The organism is Rubritalea spongiae, from assembly GCF_042652385.1.
In the GTDB taxonomy this organism is placed as follows: domain Bacteria; phylum Verrucomicrobiota; class Verrucomicrobiia; order Verrucomicrobiales; family Akkermansiaceae; genus Rubritalea; species Rubritalea spongiae.
The window spans coordinates 639,504-655,616 of record NZ_JBHSJM010000001.1 but is presented as its reverse complement, the minus strand read 5'-3'; the positions used below and the strand labels follow the sequence as shown (position 1 = coordinate 655,616).

At 46.9% G+C, this 16,113-nt stretch carries 9 protein-coding genes; 4 read left to right on the top strand and 5 right to left on the bottom strand.

Features of this window, described 5'->3' with window-relative positions; translation table 11 throughout:
• The first annotated feature begins 113 nt into the window (after positions 1-113).
• Entirely contained in the window at positions 114-1,586 is a 1,473-nt protein-coding gene (locus ACFPK9_RS03165) for an alkaline phosphatase D family protein (protein WP_377093183.1), read from the top strand.
• A gap of 130 nt (positions 1,587-1,716) precedes the next feature.
• Here ACFPK9_RS03165 and ACFPK9_RS03160 read toward each other — a convergent pair whose 3' ends face one another.
• Entirely contained in the window at positions 1,717-5,466 is a 3,750-nt protein-coding gene (locus ACFPK9_RS03160) for a phosphoribosylformylglycinamidine synthase (protein ID WP_377093182.1), read from the bottom strand.
• Between the two features lie 180 nt (positions 5,467-5,646).
• On the opposite strand from ACFPK9_RS03160, the gene ACFPK9_RS03155 reads away from it, so the two are divergent.
• Positions 5,647-6,081: a hypothetical protein gene (locus ACFPK9_RS03155; RefSeq protein WP_377093181.1), complete on the top strand. Its 435-nt coding sequence runs from the start codon at positions 5,647-5,649 to the stop codon at positions 6,079-6,081.
• Positions 6,082-6,090: 9 nt separating this feature from the next.
• Here ACFPK9_RS03155 and ACFPK9_RS03150 read toward each other — a convergent pair whose 3' ends face one another.
• The 4 genes from ACFPK9_RS03150 to ACFPK9_RS03135 all read right to left on the bottom strand — a co-directional run bounded on the left by ACFPK9_RS03150 (position 6,091) and on the right by ACFPK9_RS03135 (position 12,527).
• Positions 6,091-6,735 (bottom strand): hypothetical protein, encoded by a 645-nt coding sequence (locus ACFPK9_RS03150; RefSeq protein WP_377093180.1) that lies wholly within the window; start codon positions 6,733-6,735, stop codon positions 6,091-6,093.
• 80 nt (positions 6,736-6,815) lie between these two features.
• Positions 6,816-7,529 carry a Bax inhibitor-1/YccA family protein gene (locus ACFPK9_RS03145; protein ID WP_377093179.1) on the bottom strand — a complete coding sequence of 238 codons (714 nt, stop codon included), beginning with the start codon at positions 7,527-7,529 and terminating at the stop codon, positions 6,816-6,818.
• 138 nt (positions 7,530-7,667) lie between these two features.
• The gene (locus ACFPK9_RS03140) at positions 7,668-8,648 is read right to left on the bottom strand and encodes an N-acetylmuramoyl-L-alanine amidase family protein (protein WP_377093177.1); all 981 of its coding nucleotides are present in this window, start codon (positions 8,646-8,648) and stop codon (positions 7,668-7,670) included.
• Between the two features lie 84 nt (positions 8,649-8,732).
• The gene (locus tag ACFPK9_RS03135) at positions 8,733-12,527 is read right to left on the bottom strand and encodes a DUF3857 domain-containing protein (RefSeq protein ID WP_377093176.1); all 3,795 of its coding nucleotides are present in this window, start codon (positions 12,525-12,527) and stop codon (positions 8,733-8,735) included.
• Between the two features lie 346 nt (positions 12,528-12,873).
• Here ACFPK9_RS03135 and ACFPK9_RS03130 point away from each other — a divergent pair, with 346 nt between their 5' ends.
• Together ACFPK9_RS03130 and ACFPK9_RS03125 are read left to right on the top strand one after the other, a co-directional pair.
• Positions 12,874-13,533: a sigma-70 family RNA polymerase sigma factor gene (locus tag ACFPK9_RS03130; protein ID WP_377093174.1), complete on the top strand. Its 660-nt coding sequence runs from the start codon at positions 12,874-12,876 to the stop codon at positions 13,531-13,533.
• Entirely contained in the window at positions 13,523-16,108 is a 2,586-nt protein-coding gene (locus tag ACFPK9_RS03125; RefSeq protein WP_377093172.1) for an SUMF1/EgtB/PvdO family nonheme iron enzyme, read from the top strand. Before ACFPK9_RS03130 ends, ACFPK9_RS03125 begins: the two co-directional genes overlap by 11 nt.
• Positions 16,109-16,113 lie beyond the last annotated feature (5 nt).

Sequence of the window (16,113 nt, the reverse complement as noted above, 5' to 3'; positions counted from 1 at the left end):
ATTCTTCAAAGCTATTATGCTGAGCTGTGACGTAATCAGAAAAGAGCTTAGTCGTGTTAAGGAAAGTGTATTAGTTTGCTGCGTGAGCTGTAAGTGGACTTAATACAGATGCTATGTGTATTTTTTCTAAAACTGCAGACACCGTTCAAAATACTGCTAGAATTTCAGCAGCGTTTTTTTTGCTTGGTCTAAGCTTTTCTTCAGCAGATGAGAGTAATCCTAAATTCGTGAGTCTTAAAGAAGCACACGATGGAAGACTAGCTATTGATCTTAAAATTTTAAATCAGTTCAATGAGCAACCAGCTGAAACGATAGCTTTCTATACAGAGGCTAGAGATGCCATTTTAGGTGGAGAAACACATCACCATTTACCCGCTGTATGTGAGAAATTTGGAATAAAAACTATCGGAAAGGCAATGTTAGGTAGGCTGACAAGTGAAAGCGTGACTGTTAGAATACAAACTCCTCAAAAGGCTGAACTTAGTGTCATTGTAAAAAACGCGGAAGGAGAGAAAACATACTCCAGTTCACGTCCTAAAACCATTTCATTTATTAAATGTGATAAGCTGAGCCCAAACACTGATTACACATATAGTGTTATTTCTGCAGAAAAAGAAGTACTCGCTGAGGGTTCATTTACTACTCCACCTACTGCAGGCTCAAGTAAACCTTATAAAATCGCAGTTGGAGCTGACTTTCATAAAATTGGTTTGCATCGGCCAGAGCTGCTCGAGCTAGTAGAGAAGCGCGATAATCTTGCAATGATGTTGCTGGGGGATCTCTCTGTGGATGGTCGACGCACGGTTCCACTGAGGAATATTGATAATCTCTTGCGCGATGTCTCTCCAGTTTGGCAACAGTTTTCAGCAAATGTACCGACTTACGCTTCTTGGGATGATCATGATTTTTACGGAGATGACACAGGAGGTCTCTACTATAGGAAACCTGAAAACGCCATTCCTGTTGAACAAATGCGTGAAAATTGGAAGAAGATGTGGAATAATCCTGAATCGAACCTTTCTCGGAAAGGGATCTACTTTCAGACTGTTATTGGCGACACGCAAATTATCATGTTAGATACTAGATCATGTCGCGTGAATGAGGCGCGTGGGAAACTGCATTCATTTTTGGGTGAAGAACAAACGGACTGGCTGAAAAAAACACTGAAGGAATCGACTTCACCATTTATTCTTCTCAGCGGGGGAACCATGTGGACGGACTATATTTCTAACGGAAAAGATAGCTGGGGAACTTGGGATAAAGAAGGGCGAGAAGAGCTCTATAAAGTTCTAGATACGCTACAAAATAAGAAGGTACTGCTTTTCTCAGGAGATAGACACGGTGCGCACGCCTTTAGGATTGAACGGCCCAATGGGAAAGAGTACATAGAGTTTGGTGTTGGAACCTTAGGTGGTGTACCAGGCGGGGGGAAAGCATCTGATCTAAGCAAGCAGCTTTTTGCTTATCCAGGAAATGGCACATGGGCATTCAGTGAATTGGAATTCGGTTTTAGCGAGAACACACCTCATGTCACTTTTAGACTGATCGACACGGAAGAGACTATTTTAGAAGAAATAAAACTCTGAAGCTTGGTGTGGAATCAGGTTTTTCGGCTAGCTGTTTCTGCAGAGTTTGTTCAAAGCTGGTATAAAAAACAGCGACTCGGGTTCGAGTCGCTGTTTGCGTTGAAAGAGTTGAGGATTTCCGAGTCCTATTTTAAGCAAAGTATTGGATACCTGCTTTGAAGAGTGGTTGGTGTTTATCGCCAGGGATGTTCTTGGCAACATCTGTACCGCGGCGCTCAGTGTGGCCCATTTTACCGAGCACACGACCACATGGGGAAGTGATTCCTTCGATGGCGTAGAGCGAGCCGTTCGGATTGTAGCGGATATCCATGGATGGATTACCTTCTAGGTCAGTGTACTGAGTTGCGATCTGACCGTTGGCAGCGAGTTGCTTGATCTCTTCTTCAGTGGCGTAAAACTTGCCTTCGCCGTGTGAGAAAGGCACATTGTGCAAGTCGCCGACTTCGGTATTCGCCAACCATGGAGACATGTTTGAAGCGATGCGCGTGGTGGCGTAGCAAGCGATGTGGCGGCCGATGTCGTTGAAGGTGAGCGTTGGTGCACCAGGTTGCGGGTCGCGGATTTCACCGTATGGGACAAGGCCTGTTTTGATGAGTGCTTGGAAGCCATTACAGATGCCGAGGACGAGGCCGTCGCGGTTCTTGATGAGGTCCATTACCGCATCGCGAACTACAGGGTTACGAAGGACCGTGGCAATAAACTTACCTGAACCGTCTGGCTCGTCACCGGCTGAGAAGCCGCCGGGCAGCATTAGAATCTGTGATTTGTTGATTTGTTTCGCGAGAGCTGCGAGTGATTCTTCTACGTGTGCAGGGCTAAGGTTACGGAAGACTTCGATGTGAGCATCGCCGCCAGCTTCGTTGAACATTTTGGCTGAATCGTATTCAGAGTTGGTGCCAGGGAAGCAAGGAATGATGACCTTTGGCTTTGCCGTAGAAGCGAGATTGGCTGATCGACTGTTCGAAGTTTCGCTGTTGAATGAGAAGGTTTCTAGTTCGTTGTGTGCAACTTCTGTATTGGATGGGTAGGTTGATTCGAGTGAGCCTGTCCATGCGGAGAGGAGTTCTTCAATATCAAGAGTTTCACCATTTACAATGAGAGTTGGCGCTTCGACAGTTTGACCTATCTTCTGCGCATTCAGTGCGGATGGAACTTCAGAGCCAGCTTTTACTTCGATGAGGAAGTTGAAGTAGCCTTCACTGAATAGCGTGTCTTCTGCGAGTTCGATTTCAGCACCAAGTTTGTTACCGAAGCTCATCTTGGATAAACCAACAGCAACGCCGCCTTCTGCGAGACTGTGCATAGCGTTTACTTTACCTTCTACATTGATTGCGTAGAGAAGGTCAGCAATTTCCTTGAGCTTTTCAAAGTCGGGAAGCAGGTTTTCATCGCGCGGTGTAGTGACGAGATAGAGGTCGCTGCCAGCTTCTTTGAACTCGGGTGAGAGTGCGAGAGTGGTTTTTCCGGGTGCAACGGCGAATGAAACCAGTGTCGGAGGGACGTCGATGTCATTGAAGGAGCCAGACATTGAGTCTTTCCCGCCGATCGCTCCGAGGCGTAGTTCATTTTGAGCTGTGAATGCTCCGAGCAAAGCTGCGAATGGTTTACCCCAGCGCGCTGGATTGGTGCCGAGCTTTTCAAAGTATTCTTGAAGAGTGAGGCGCACATCGGAGAGGTGACCGCCTGCAGAAACAATACGACAGACAGATTCAGTCACCGCATAGAGCGCACCGTGGTATGGTGACCAAGTGGCAATGTTCGGGTTGAAGCCCCATGACATGAACGAGCAGGTTGTGGTGTTCCCTGAAATGAGAGGGATTTTTGCAACCATGGCATCAGATGGTGTGAGCTGGTGCTTGCCGCCGAATGGGTGAAGTACAGTGCCAGCACCGACTGAGCTGTCGAACTGTTCACCGAGACCTTTTTGACCACAGGAATTGAGATCGGAGAGGGCAGTGGTGAATTTTTCTTTGAGACTAGATGCTGCAGCTACGGAAGCGATTGGTTTGCCGAGTGGAGTTTCTTCCGTCGGAGCTTTGACTTCGACATTGGCGTCGAGAGTGACGCCGTTTGTGTCGAGGAATGCGCGGGAGAAATCGACAATCGTTTTGCCGCGCCAGTTGATGACGAGTCGGCCGGAGTCTGTGACGTCAGCAACCTTAACGCATTCGAGGTTTTCCTTATCACATTCAGCGAGGAAGTAATCAATAGTGGATGGATCGACGCAGATTGCCATGCGTTCTTGTGATTCAGAAATAGCTAGCTCGGTTCCGTCGAGCCCGTCGTATTTCTTGAGAACTTTATCGAGGTCGATTTCGAGTGATGGTGCGATTTCACCGATGGCAACAGAGACACCACCAGCACCGAAGTCGTTACAGATTTTGATTTTCTTGGCGAGTTCTGGATTGCGGAAAAGGCGTTGGACCTTGCGCTCGGTAGGAGCATTTCCTTTTTGGACTTCAGCAGAATTGTCGAGTGCTGTGTCGGTGTGTTCTTTTGAGGAACCTGTGGCGCCACCTACGCCATCGCGGCCTGTGCGTCCGCCGATGAGAAGGATGACATCACCATTTGCGGGAGTGCCGCGGAAGACATTTTCCTTAGGAGCTGCAGCAACAACTGCGCCGATTTCCATACGCTTTGCGACATAGTTCGGGTGGTAGACTTCGGCAACTTGACCGGTTGCGAGCCCGATTTGGTTGCCGTACGAGGAATAACCATCCGCAGCTCCTTTACAAATTTTGCGCTGTGGAAGCTTGCCTGGCATGGTGTCGGAAAATGGAGTACGCGGGTCCGCAGCACCAGTCACACGCATCGCTTGGTAGACGTAGGAACGTCCAGAGAGTGGGTCGCGGATACAGCCGCCGAGACAGGTCGCCGCACCACCGAAAGGTTCAATTTCTGTCGGATGGTTGTGAGTCTCGTTTTTGAACATGAGTAACCATTCTTGTTCTTCGCCGTCGACATCGACAGGGATGACGATAGAAGCTGCATTGATTTCTTCAGAAACTTCGACATTGTCGAGCTCACCAGTTTTGCGGAGCTCTTTCATGCCCATAAGGGCGATGTCCATGAGGCACTCTGGGCGAGAATGGATTTTTTCGCCGTAGACATCTTCGCGAGTTTCTTGGTAGCGGACATAGGCCTGCTTGACGTACTCGGTGCCGTCTTCGAAAGCGACTTCGTTGAGTCGTGTGGCGAAGGTTGTGTGGCGGCAGTGATCTGACCAATAGGTGTCGAGCATCTTGATTTCAGTGATACTCGGGTTCCGATGTTCTTCATCGCGAAAATAGCGCTGAGTGAAGATGAAGTCCTGAGCGCTCATGGCGAGGCCGAGTTCGTTGCGCTTGATGGTGAGTTCCTCGTCGGTTGCATCGCAGAACCACTCGAGGATTTCGACATCTGCAGGAGTGGTAACTTCTTGGACGAGTGATTCAGGCTGTTCCATGGAGGCTTCGCGAGAATCAACTGCATTGATCACGTAGTCTTTGATGGCGGAAAGTTGAGCATCGGAAATCGCACCTTTAAGGACGATGACTCGTGCGGAGATGACGATGGGAGCTTCTTTCTCGGTGAGGATGGTCACACATTGTGCTGCTGAATCGGCGCGTTGGTCGAACTGGCCTGGAAGGTATTCGACAGCAAAGGCTACTTCGTCGTCAGCAAGGCTGAGCTCGGAGCTTGAGGTTTCGACCTGTGGCTCGGAGAGGATCAGTTGGCTAGCTTTGGCGAAATCGTCATCGCTGAGACCGTCGATGTCGTAACGTTGGATGACGCGGACAGCTTCGAGATTAGTAAGGTTCAGATTTTCTCTGAGGTCGTGGAGTAACTCTTTGGCTGGTGAGTTAAACTCGGTCTGTTTTTCGACAAAAACGCGATGCATTGTGATGGGTGATTGTTAGTTCGAGAAAGTGGAGATTGTGTCACTTGGGGTTAGGGGAAGGAGTGACTTTGGGCAAGTGGGATTTGTGACTATTTGGAGATAGAGGACTGCTCTCTGGAGCTAGCTGATGGGGTGAAAAACGGGTTGTGGCATTTGTTAGAATTTAGTAATGCTTAGAGTATGCGTTGTTTCTTGCTAATTTTCAGCTTGCTGCTGAGTGGTGTCGGTCTGGCTGAGGAACAGGAAAAATCGGTATATGCCTTGAACAAGGAAGCTCTGGAGCGTGCTGTTAAAATCTATTTAGCGTATGAGGCTCGGCATGATGTGGAGCCGAATGTGGGGGCAGATCTCCAGCTGCCAGACAAGGCAAAGTTTCGAATGAAGAAAGGTGCTGAGTTTGACGAATGGATTTACCCGATTGCGTTAGGTTTGGAGATTAAGATCGAAGAAGAACAGCGGCGGATTGTGATTATGGCTCCGCGAGCGTGTTATGGTTGGTATTTGATTGGTACTGATGATTTGACTGTGAAAGGGTACCGAGGGGCGCAGATTCAGAAAATTTTTGACGCTTTGGATGCGCGTCGGGCGAAATTGGCAGAGAGCCCTTTAGATTAAAGATGGGACTCATGCGTTGGCTTTCGCGAAGAGGATAGAGCCTGATGCGACGATGAGGTGGAACATGCCGAAGGCGACACACATGAAAAAGTTTGCGAGATGGATAGGGTGCATGCTGCCGAAACTACTGTAGGCGACAATAGAATAAGAGAGTCCGAGTGAGAGCATGAGTATGCCTAGGAAGCGTGCAGATTTGGTGCAGTAGATGCGAATCGCGAGCAGAGCGACACCGTAGCTGGAGATCCAAATGGAGGCTGTGAATGGGAGATTTCGAATGTCGTGAAAGCCAACGATCATGCCAAAAACGAAGCCAGAAATGAGGGCGGGTGCGAGGCTACGGAAGATGTGCCGGAGCTGGGGTGTGTCGAGTTTGTGTTGGTCTTTTTTTGCCTGTTTGGAGGAAAGGAAAATACTGAGGAGCAAGGGAGTGATCGCTGCGATGAGCCAAGAGAAAACCCAAAAGCCGGTGGTGATCGGGTAGCTATTGATTGGTGTTTCGATGCCAGTTGTGATGGTGAGGCTAATTCCCCAAGTGAGTGAGACGATTCCTATGAGCAGCATGGTGGGGATGAGAATGGCTCGGTGCTGGGGAGCACGGAGCATGAGCTTCTGGATAATTTCGACGTGCTCGGGAAGTGAGTTGTTAGCTGCCATAGTGTTTCTGCTAGATACGAAAAAAGCGTTTCGGAGGAAAGCCCGAAACGCTTTGTTGATAGTAATCTCAGGGTGCGAAATTAGTCACGGCCTGATAGTGAGAGAAGAATCTGCAGCACGTACCAGAAGAGGAGGGCGACAGATGCGAAGAGGCCGAGAGAGGCTGCAACGTATTGGTTGGTTCCGTAGTGGTGGATGATGTTGCTGGTGTCGCGAAGGATTGCGACGCTAGCAAAGATGGCCATCGCAGCGCTGAATATGATACCGAGATTAAAGCCGAAGATCATGGAAGCAAAGATGAGGCCAAGGGCGATAAAGCCACCGATCATCAAGAAGCTGTTGAGGAAGGAGAAGTCCTTTTTAGTAATGAAGGCGACCGCAGTAATGCCGAGGAAGAGGGCGACTGTGATGATGCCTGCTTGACCGATGACGACAGTACTTCCGGTCATTCCTACGGCTAAATAGAGGATCGGAATAAAGATGATAGCTTCAGCGACAACGTAGAGCGCTAGGCCTGCGTATTGCATGCCGAGAGAGGTGCTGCTAGTTGCCCATTTTGAGGCAATCCATGAGACACCCATGAAGACGATGAGTACAAGCCACCAATTTCCCATCATTGGAGCGACGAGGTTGAGCATGGCTTGTGACTGCAGGAAGAAGTATTCGAGTAGAGCGAATACAGCTATGGCTCCGCCGAGGTGGGCGTAGGTTTTTCGGATAAACGCTGAGCGTGCATCGACTGGTTGTGCAGCCACGGTATATGGTGACGCATATGGATTAGATGATTCGATCATAATTATGGATGAATGTTTCTAGAAAGTTAGCAAGCTTTACCTAGACTGCAAGTGTTCTAGGGTGTTTTTGAGCTCTTAATGTTAGGCGCTACTCAGTTAGAGAGTTTACCGTTAGACGAGCTTATGAGAGAGTTAAAACTAGCGTGACGAGAGAGCGCGGTGGTAGCGGATAATACCTTCGGCGATTCCCATGGCGACACTGTGTTGGTAACTACCAGAGTGAATGATCCGGGCTTCTGTGGGATGACTCATAAAGCCTCCTTCAACAAGGACTGCAGGATGGCGCACGCTGGTGAGTACGCTGTAGCGAGCGCGTTTGATGCCGCGGTCGGGAATACTTGCGGAGCGTGTGCGCTCGAGTGTGCGTCCGTGAATAGCGGTGGCGAGTGCGATATTGGCAGAGTCTTGGTGGTTGCCTTGGCGCATGTTGTAGTCCGAGCTTTTGACACTACGGCCGTAGTGGGCGACGCCGACGGGTGAGAGTGTGAATGTCTCAATACCACGTGCTTGTCTACGTCCACCAGCATTGAAGTGAATTGAAATAAAGATTGCGTCTTTGTAGCGATTGGCGAAGTTAACGCGTTGCTGGAGTGAGAGATAGCGGTCGCTATCGCGAGTCATGATGACGTTGTAACCTTGGCGTTGGAGGATATCGCGTACGAGTCGGGCTACTTTGAGGTTATAATAAGATTCGGTTCCGTATTGGTTGACAGCTCCAGCGTCTTTACCGCCGTGGCCGGGATCGAGGATGACGGTGCGGAAGCTCCCACCTTTACTTATGTATGTGGGGCGCAGAACTGGATCGATGAGTTTTGAAAGATCAATGCGAGAGACAAGAAGCCGGCCAGAGTGCTCGACAACGGGATAACTGAGGATGAATTTCACACTATTCATCAAGCATTCTTGGCTATTTGCCGAGATCTTCATTTTCACGGACGCATTCTCAAGAATCGCCGTTTTCCCTGAGCGAATAAGTTTGCTGAAGTTGTAGAAACTTTTGATACTGCCGGCTGTGACGTACTGATGTCCACGCACGTTGACGACTTCCCAAGCCATGGCTGGCTGGGCTATCAATCCAAAGAGAATAATGATTAAGAATGTACGGAAATTCTTGAACATAAATGATCAATCGTTGCGAAATAGGTGGTAGGCTGGATGCAAAGTAGAGAGAGTTCAGGAAGGTGGCAAACTCAAAATTTTATGTTAGTTACTTGGCGGTGGACTTGTTTTCTGCTGGGTAATTGGAATCTTTGGAATGAGATTAGAGAGCTCCTTTCGGAATGTGTCATAGTCTGAGGCTGGAGCATGGAAACTTTTACGAACACTGGAGTAATGAGATGATGAAGGATTACTATTGAATGAGCTCAGTGTGAATGAACTACTAAAGTGGCTGTCGAGTAGTTGACTCGGGCGATTTGTAGTGGAATGGATCTTCACAGGAATAAGGTTAAAAAGAGGGTTTATCCGTTCATTAGCTTGTGACCACTCGAAGTAGAAATTTTCCCAAGGTACAGGAATGAAGGTATTTAGAGAGCTCGTAGGATAGCGGTATTGGATAGTGAGGTTGAGGTCTTTATAGTTATCATTAAGACCTGCATCGAATTTGACTGATTCAATACGAATGCTCGGATAGAAATCACTGAACCAGCGGTGCAGAGTTTCTTTTTTTCTGCGTTTGCTTTGACCTTGGAACCTACTGCGCAAGTATGCGGCAGCGAAATGTTTAGATGTCAGTGTCTCTTCGATGACTATGGAGTTTTTTTCTTCGCGCACTTCGCGAATAATTTGGTACACGTTGATGCTTGCGGGTGTACTCTTAACAGCAACAAGCTTTGTCGGAGTATTAGAAATAGGCAGAATGTAGTTGTTGAGCAGATTACTTGGAGGTGATGCAAGTAGGTTCAGATGTTCATGTGTGGGATCTAGAACAGGGTTGTCGTTCAACTCTGGACAATAGAGCACGATATGATTGAACTGATTTTCATCCGGTAATTCAGGACATATCTCAGTGTCGGTATTCGCTAGGGCTAGAGATGGAGAGAGCCCGATACGCTTAAGCATGTGCCAAAGTAGAAGGCTCATATCTTTGCAGTCACCTTCTTTTCCCTTGAAGGTTTTGATGGCCGGTTTTGGCATGCGCCCACGAGGGCCGAATTCAATGGCCCGGTAATTACACTGTGCTTGTACCCATTGTATACAAGCGGTGACCTGTTCTTTTTTATCTGAATGTAGAGATAGGATGTTATCTATCGCTTCATTGAGGTGCTTGTCTTCCTCAAAGCGCTCTTTAATATATTGATAGTACTCGTTGGAGATATCACTCCATGAGCGACTATTTGAGCCAATGTATATAAATGGGAAGAGTTCTTCTGAGTTGGGCATATAGTCCTCTGAATGATAGACTTTAGGATGAGAAACCCAGAAGTGTTCGGCATTTTGTGAAGAGCTATGCTTTACTCCATTTTTGATGATTTTGTGGAAATGAGAGTCTCCACTATTAATAGTGATAGCATTAATACGTTGAGGGTAAGAGGACGTCAAATAGAGTTGTTTGAAGGGGAAGTGGTCTTTTTCTGAAGAGAATGTACGTTTGGATAGAACTAATTCTATAGTAGAACCGATTTCTATGCCCACGTTTGGAATAGTTAGTTCCTTTGCTGTGTCTTCCATGTTAGATTCTTCATCGCTTATGAAGTATTCAGACACTTTACCCTTATGGGCTATAGATCCATCGGCAGCATATACTGTATGTGTATTTACAAAAATTTCTTCGTAGCTTGGATCAAAGTTGAAATGCCAGTTCTTGAAATGCTCGACACCTGAACTTGAGGTTACTTTTACTGTATAATAGTATGTGGTGGTGAGTGTCCCGTTCTTATTGAAGTCGAATGCTTTAATTGCTTTTATATAGTGTGCTGGATGGTTCGCTTCATCTGGATGAGCTATTTTTGCATTCACACGAATCCGCTGAAGTAGCTCATTTTCAACTTCGACGGGGGTAATCTGTGATCTCAGTGAACTGTGGTCACCTAGTCCCAATCGCGCAGAAGCGATGCTATACATTTCTTGTACATTACTATCTTCTGGGTATTTTTGATTGAGAGTTGAGAGCAAGTTGTATGCCTCGAGATGGGAGCCCTTTGATCGTAGAATTCTTGCCTCAGTAAGCTGTGGCGCAATAGCATTGGGCGTAAGCTTTTGCAGCTTTTTTACCCATTGCATAGCTAGTTCGTATTGTTCTTGTTCCTCATGTACTTCGATGAGTAGTTCAATCGCTGGCTCATTTTTAGGAGATTCATTGATGAGCAGTGTAAGGATCTCAATGGCTTCTAGGTATTCTTTATTTGAGCGAAGCATAGATGCCATCCATCGTTTCATTTTCGGTGAGGGATATAGCTTAGTGTATCGTCTCATGAAGTCGGCACCTCTTTGGTGCTCATGCGCATCGAGCAAGGCGTTAAGAAAATCCAGAAGGTCGTCGTCGTCTTGATATTTCGACAGGAATAAGTCCTCATAGATCTTGAAAGCCTTTTCGGTCTGGTTTAGCTGCACGAGAATGTAAGCTTTGAGAGCGCGGACTTCGAGATTACTGGGGGAGGTTTTTATTACAGTGTTCGCTGTTGATAGTGCGCTTGAATATCTGTCAGAGGCTGTAAAGCTTCGAATCCAATTAGCGCCGTACACTGAGTCTTTGGGAACCAGTCGATGAGCTTCAGCAAAGCATTTTTCGGCTTCATGGTAATGCTGCACCTTATATGCGTAGAGGCCGATTTGGTTAATATTGTGTGCGATCTGCTTATTGGTCTCCGAGGATAGTTCTTTGGTCAGGTCTGCAGAAGTCCAATTGAAGTGAGTCCAGAAGCTATCAGCAGGGGGTATTTTTTTAGGTGAGAGAGCCCATGCAGAATGCACACAAATTTTTCCCTGATGCTGGGAGATGTCTACCCTACAATACCAAAGCTCATCATTACTAGTGTATGTAAAGCTGTACTGCTTCACTGTATTCTGAGAGATGATTTTTTGCCCGAGGTATTCTAGTGATGCATGGTTTGGAGGGATTTTTTCAATATTGAGACAACCGTATATGATAGTTTCATCCGATAAATTGAGCCCTTCAACATCAGCTAAGAATACTACGCCGCCATCATTGTCATCACCTTGATAGCCAGCGCTCGCATTCGGGTAGTCATCGTCAAGAGTGAGATAGGGTGAAGCATTTAATTTTGATAATTGAATCGAAATGCCAAGTTCTGGTAATTGAATGTCTTGGTGTTTAGTTGGCGGACTGGATGATTGCTCAATTCGGTTCTCAGGATCGAGTATTGTGAAACAGTCTAAGATCATTTTGTTTTTTTCATGCAGTTTCTTTTCCTCTGCATGTGTAGACCATAGGAGGATTTGGTAGGCTCGACCATTTGAGATCAGGCTGTTGGGGCGATAAGTGATTTTATTGTTATTTAAATTCACTTTGCATGTGCTCGAATAAATAGTTCCAGCTGGGTGGGGGATTTCATGGGGGGCAGAGAGTTTAAAATTAGTGGAGTTAGCTTCGATGTTAGAGATGACTAGATCATTTAGTTGAGAACCGTCTTTAAAAATTTGATGGGGGTCTTCCTCCACTGTGATAACGCAATAGACGTTGCTGTGTTTAAAGCGGATCGCGAAGCACGCACCTTCTGGGACAAAGCTTTCCGGCATAGGGAGCGTGGAGTTTTTAGGCAAAGAAATCGTGAAGTTCTCTCGCTCGAAAGTGAAATTTGTTTGGAGAGCAGGTTCCTCCTTCTTAAACATTTTAAGAAAGAGTTGACTTAGTTTTGGTGGTGAATGCTTAGCTGAATTTAGCTTTTTTACATCTGTAGACTTGGCTGGAGTAGGGGAAGACTTTGCTGCTGATGAGAGGTTTTCTAGTTTCTGATGGAGTAACTTGATATCGTGCTCTTTTTGAACGAGCAGTTCGGTAGCTTTTTTATGGGCGATTTGTAGCTCATTGATGTTCACCTGATAGGGGTTTGACGGTATTGTGGTGACTTTCTGAGCTGGATCGGTGTTTGTTTTCTGTTGTGTGAAAATTAGCGTAAGAAGGGTCCCTAATAACATAAAACTACAGTTTTTAGCTATTGTGGGCATTTTTAGGCATAGAGCTAAAAAAATGAGAAAGAGTAAAATAAAGGCAATGAGAGCAATAGACATAGGGTACCGTGAACTTGTGTGATTTTTTATAGCGTCAATAGTGCCAATGCAATCGAGGAATTTATTTAGGCTTTATTGACAGTTGCGGTTCAAAGCCTACGTTTTAAAGAACGATAGCAGACAAGCTAAAATTGATATGCTATCAAACGAGCAGATGGATAATACGGACGAGGACAAAGAGCGTGATGACGCATTGAAACAAAGCTTCGCAAAAACTCGCAAGAGCTTGATTGCGCGTCTTGATAACTGGGAAGATCAGCGGACTTGGGACGAATTTTACCAGACGTATTGGAGGCTCATCTATTCTGTTGCCATCAAGAGTGGTTTGCGCTCGGAGGAGGCATTCGACTGTGTGCAAGAGACAATTTTATCTATCGCGAAGCAGTCTAAGAAAAAGCTCTACGACCCAAAGCAAGGGTCGTTTAAATCATGGTTGATGAATATGACGCGTTGGCGGATCAATGATCAGTTTCGTAAACGCAAGAAGGACACTGCGATGTCTGGAGGTGCGGGAGATGATGATCGGAAGACTGCGATTATTGATCGGGTCGAGGATCCCAATGGGGAGGTGTTAGATCGCTTATGGGAGGTCGAGTGGAAGAAAAATATAGCGGATGCGGCCTTGGCTCGGGTGAAGAGTCAAGTGTCTCCTAAGCAATATCAGATCTTTGATTATTATGTGATCAAGCAGTGGGACGCGAAAAAAGTGCAAGATCATCTCGGCGTGAGTATGGCTCAAGTGTATTTGGCAAAGCATCGCGTCGGGGCTGTGTTAAAGAAAGAGCTGGCAAAGCTCGATGACGATGACGAGTAAGCCCATATTAGAAGTTCACATTCCAGATCATGAGGTTCTGCGCAAGATTGGCGGAGGAGCTTATGGAGAGGTGTGGCTAGCACGAGGGGTGACTGGAGCTTGGCGCGCTGTAAAAGTAGTCTGGCGAGAAGATTTTGATGATGAGCGTGGGTTCGAGCGTGAATTTGAAGGGATTCTGAAATATGAACCCATATCGAGGGATCATCCTGGCTTGGTAAATATTTTACACGTTGGTCGCAGTAAGGAGGGCCAATCACAGTTCTATTACTATGTGATGGAGCTTGGGGATGATTTTCATACAGGAGTGGAAATTAATCCGGTGGAGTACGAAGCGCGAACCTTGCGGTCAGACTTAGTGACTGCAGGTGGTGAGCCTTTAGATATAGATTTTTGTCTCGATGTCGCTTTTCGACTATCTGATGCATTAGCGTACTTGCACGAGCGCGATTTAGCACACCGCGATGTGAAACCCTCTAATGTCATTTTTGTTGGGGGGAAAGCGAAACTTGCTGATATTGGTTTGGTCGCGGTGAGAGATCAACGGACTTTTGTAGGGACGGAGGGATTTGTTCCACCAGAAGGTCCTGGGTCCTCGCAAGCTGATTTATACAGTTTAGGGAAGGTACTCTACGAGATGGTGACGGGGAAGGATCGTCTTCAATTCCCTGAGCTGCCTGATGAATTGCCGCAAGGGTCAAAGCGTAAGTTGTGGCTCGAGATGAATCAGGTGATATGTGATATCTGTGAGCCGAAACAGGCAAAGAGAACGATAACTACTGCACCTGAGTTGGCTGAAACATTTCAACGCCTGCAGCAAGGTAAGAAAGTTCGCAAAAAGCGGGGAAAGATTTTTGCTAAAGGCATTGCAGCGTGCTTGGTAGTGGCAGCACTTGCTGGGGGAGTGCAGTTTTTGCTGTCGGTGCAAAAGAAAAAAAATGCGGCAAGGCTGGCGATCGAGGTAGTGGAGTCGGTGGAGGCTGTTGAGAATTCTAACAGGCCAGAGAACGAGATTTGTTCGCTAAAAGTAGTTACTTATCCTCCTTATGCGAAAGTGTACGAAAATGGGGTATTATTGGAGGAGGGCACGCCAACGGATTTTCGCGATTTTGAACCTGGAGAAGTGGTGACTTATCGCTTTGAGTTAGATGGTTACAAGACTCTGGAGAAGAACTACACTGTGCCAGATGCTAAGATTAGAGTGATTGAAGAAACTCTGAGTGTATATCGCCCGCCGGTGCAAAATCTAATTTGGACTGACCCCTTAGGGGAAAATTATTCACCACGTGATGGATATCACATTTCAGGTTTTGTGCGGCGTTCCGCATTTGAACAATTTAAGCGGATGAGCAAAACATCTCCACCTCATCAATATACGCCTTTTAGTGAGAGCGGTGAGAGTATTCAAATTGTTCTGACCAATGAAGCTACGGCTGAGAGTTACGCTGAATGGCTCGAACGTTTGGCGCGTAGGAAAGGCTTGTTAGGCGAGCACCAGATGATGACTCACGAGTTAGATCCTGATCTACTTGCGGCGAATTATACTGGGAGTGGAAATTCTGAGGAGAAGTTGCCGATGCGTATGATTGTGAAGGATATTCCTTATTCGACGGTTGCTTTAACGAGTGAACCAGAGGGGGCGCGCGTATATGTGAATAAGCGCTGGGTGGGATCGACTCCCATCGAGTTGAAGCGTATCCGGCCGGGGATGATTCAGGTGGAGCTGCGCGCGGAAGGCTACAAGAAGTTTCAAAAGACATACAAAGTCGGGGAAGGCGGGAAGCGTGAATTGTTTGCTGAACTAAAACCAAATGATGGACTTATTTTTGGTGAGCAATGGAAGAATAGTTTGGGAATGCCGCTGGTCCCTATCCGTGAAGGGTTCATGGCTGCAGCGTGGGAGACACGGGTAGATGATTACGCCGTTTTCTTGAAAGAGACTGGGCATAAGCCACCAAGAGGTGCGGGCTACAGTCAGGCTGGGGACCATCCAGTTGTAGGGGTGAACCTTGGGGATGCTGAGGCATTTTGTGCGTGGTTGACCAAACGGGAATTAGCGGATGAACGCATCAGCGAGGGACATCGTTATAAGATTCCTTCAGATCTCGAATGGAGTGAGCTCGCGGGTTTATTTGAAGATCCAGAGGCGTCGCCATCAGATCGGGATTTAGAGGCTCAAAACACGCCTGATTTAGCGGAAGCTTATTTCTGGGATGGAGATTTCCCGCCTGTGGATGTGGTGGCGAACTTGGCTGATGAGTCTGCTGCGCTTGCAGTGGGTGTTTCCAAAAGCCGTACGATTGATGGCTATGAAGATGGTTACGAAAAGACGGCACCGGTAGGGAGTTTCCAAGCAAACCAAGACGGATTATATGATCTCTGTGGAAATGTATATGAGTGGGTGTCGACTCCGTACAATGAAGGTCAAGACTTGGCTGTGGTTCGAGGTGGTAGCTGGGCGAGCTTTTCAAAGAGTCATTTGCGTGTTTGGTCGAGGTTTCTCATTTCCAAGTCACTGCGTGCGAACCAATTTGGATTTCGAGTCATATTGGTCGATGAGTCACAGAAAACGGAATAAGAACT

Coding starts and splice junctions, on each gene's coding strand:
- ACFPK9_RS03165 (WP_377093183.1), top strand. CDS start 114: ATGTGTATTTTTTCTAAAACTGCAGACACCGTTCAAAATACTGCTAGA.
- ACFPK9_RS03150 (WP_377093180.1), bottom strand. CDS start 6,735: ATGGCAGCTAACAACTCACTTCCCGAGCACGTCGAAATTATCCAGAAG.
- ACFPK9_RS03140 (WP_377093177.1), bottom strand. CDS start 8,648: ATGTTCAAGAATTTCCGTACATTCTTAATCATTATTCTCTTTGGATTG.
- ACFPK9_RS03155 (WP_377093181.1), top strand. CDS start 5,647: ATGCGTTGTTTCTTGCTAATTTTCAGCTTGCTGCTGAGTGGTGTCGGT.
- ACFPK9_RS03130 (WP_377093174.1), top strand. CDS start 12,874: ATGGATAATACGGACGAGGACAAAGAGCGTGATGACGCATTGAAACAA.
- ACFPK9_RS03145 (WP_377093179.1), bottom strand. CDS start 7,529: ATGATCGAATCATCTAATCCATATGCGTCACCATATACCGTGGCTGCA.
- ACFPK9_RS03160 (WP_377093182.1), bottom strand. CDS start 5,466: ATGCATCGCGTTTTTGTCGAAAAACAGACCGAGTTTAACTCACCAGCC.
- ACFPK9_RS03125 (WP_377093172.1), top strand. CDS start 13,523: ATGACGAGTAAGCCCATATTAGAAGTTCACATTCCAGATCATGAGGTT.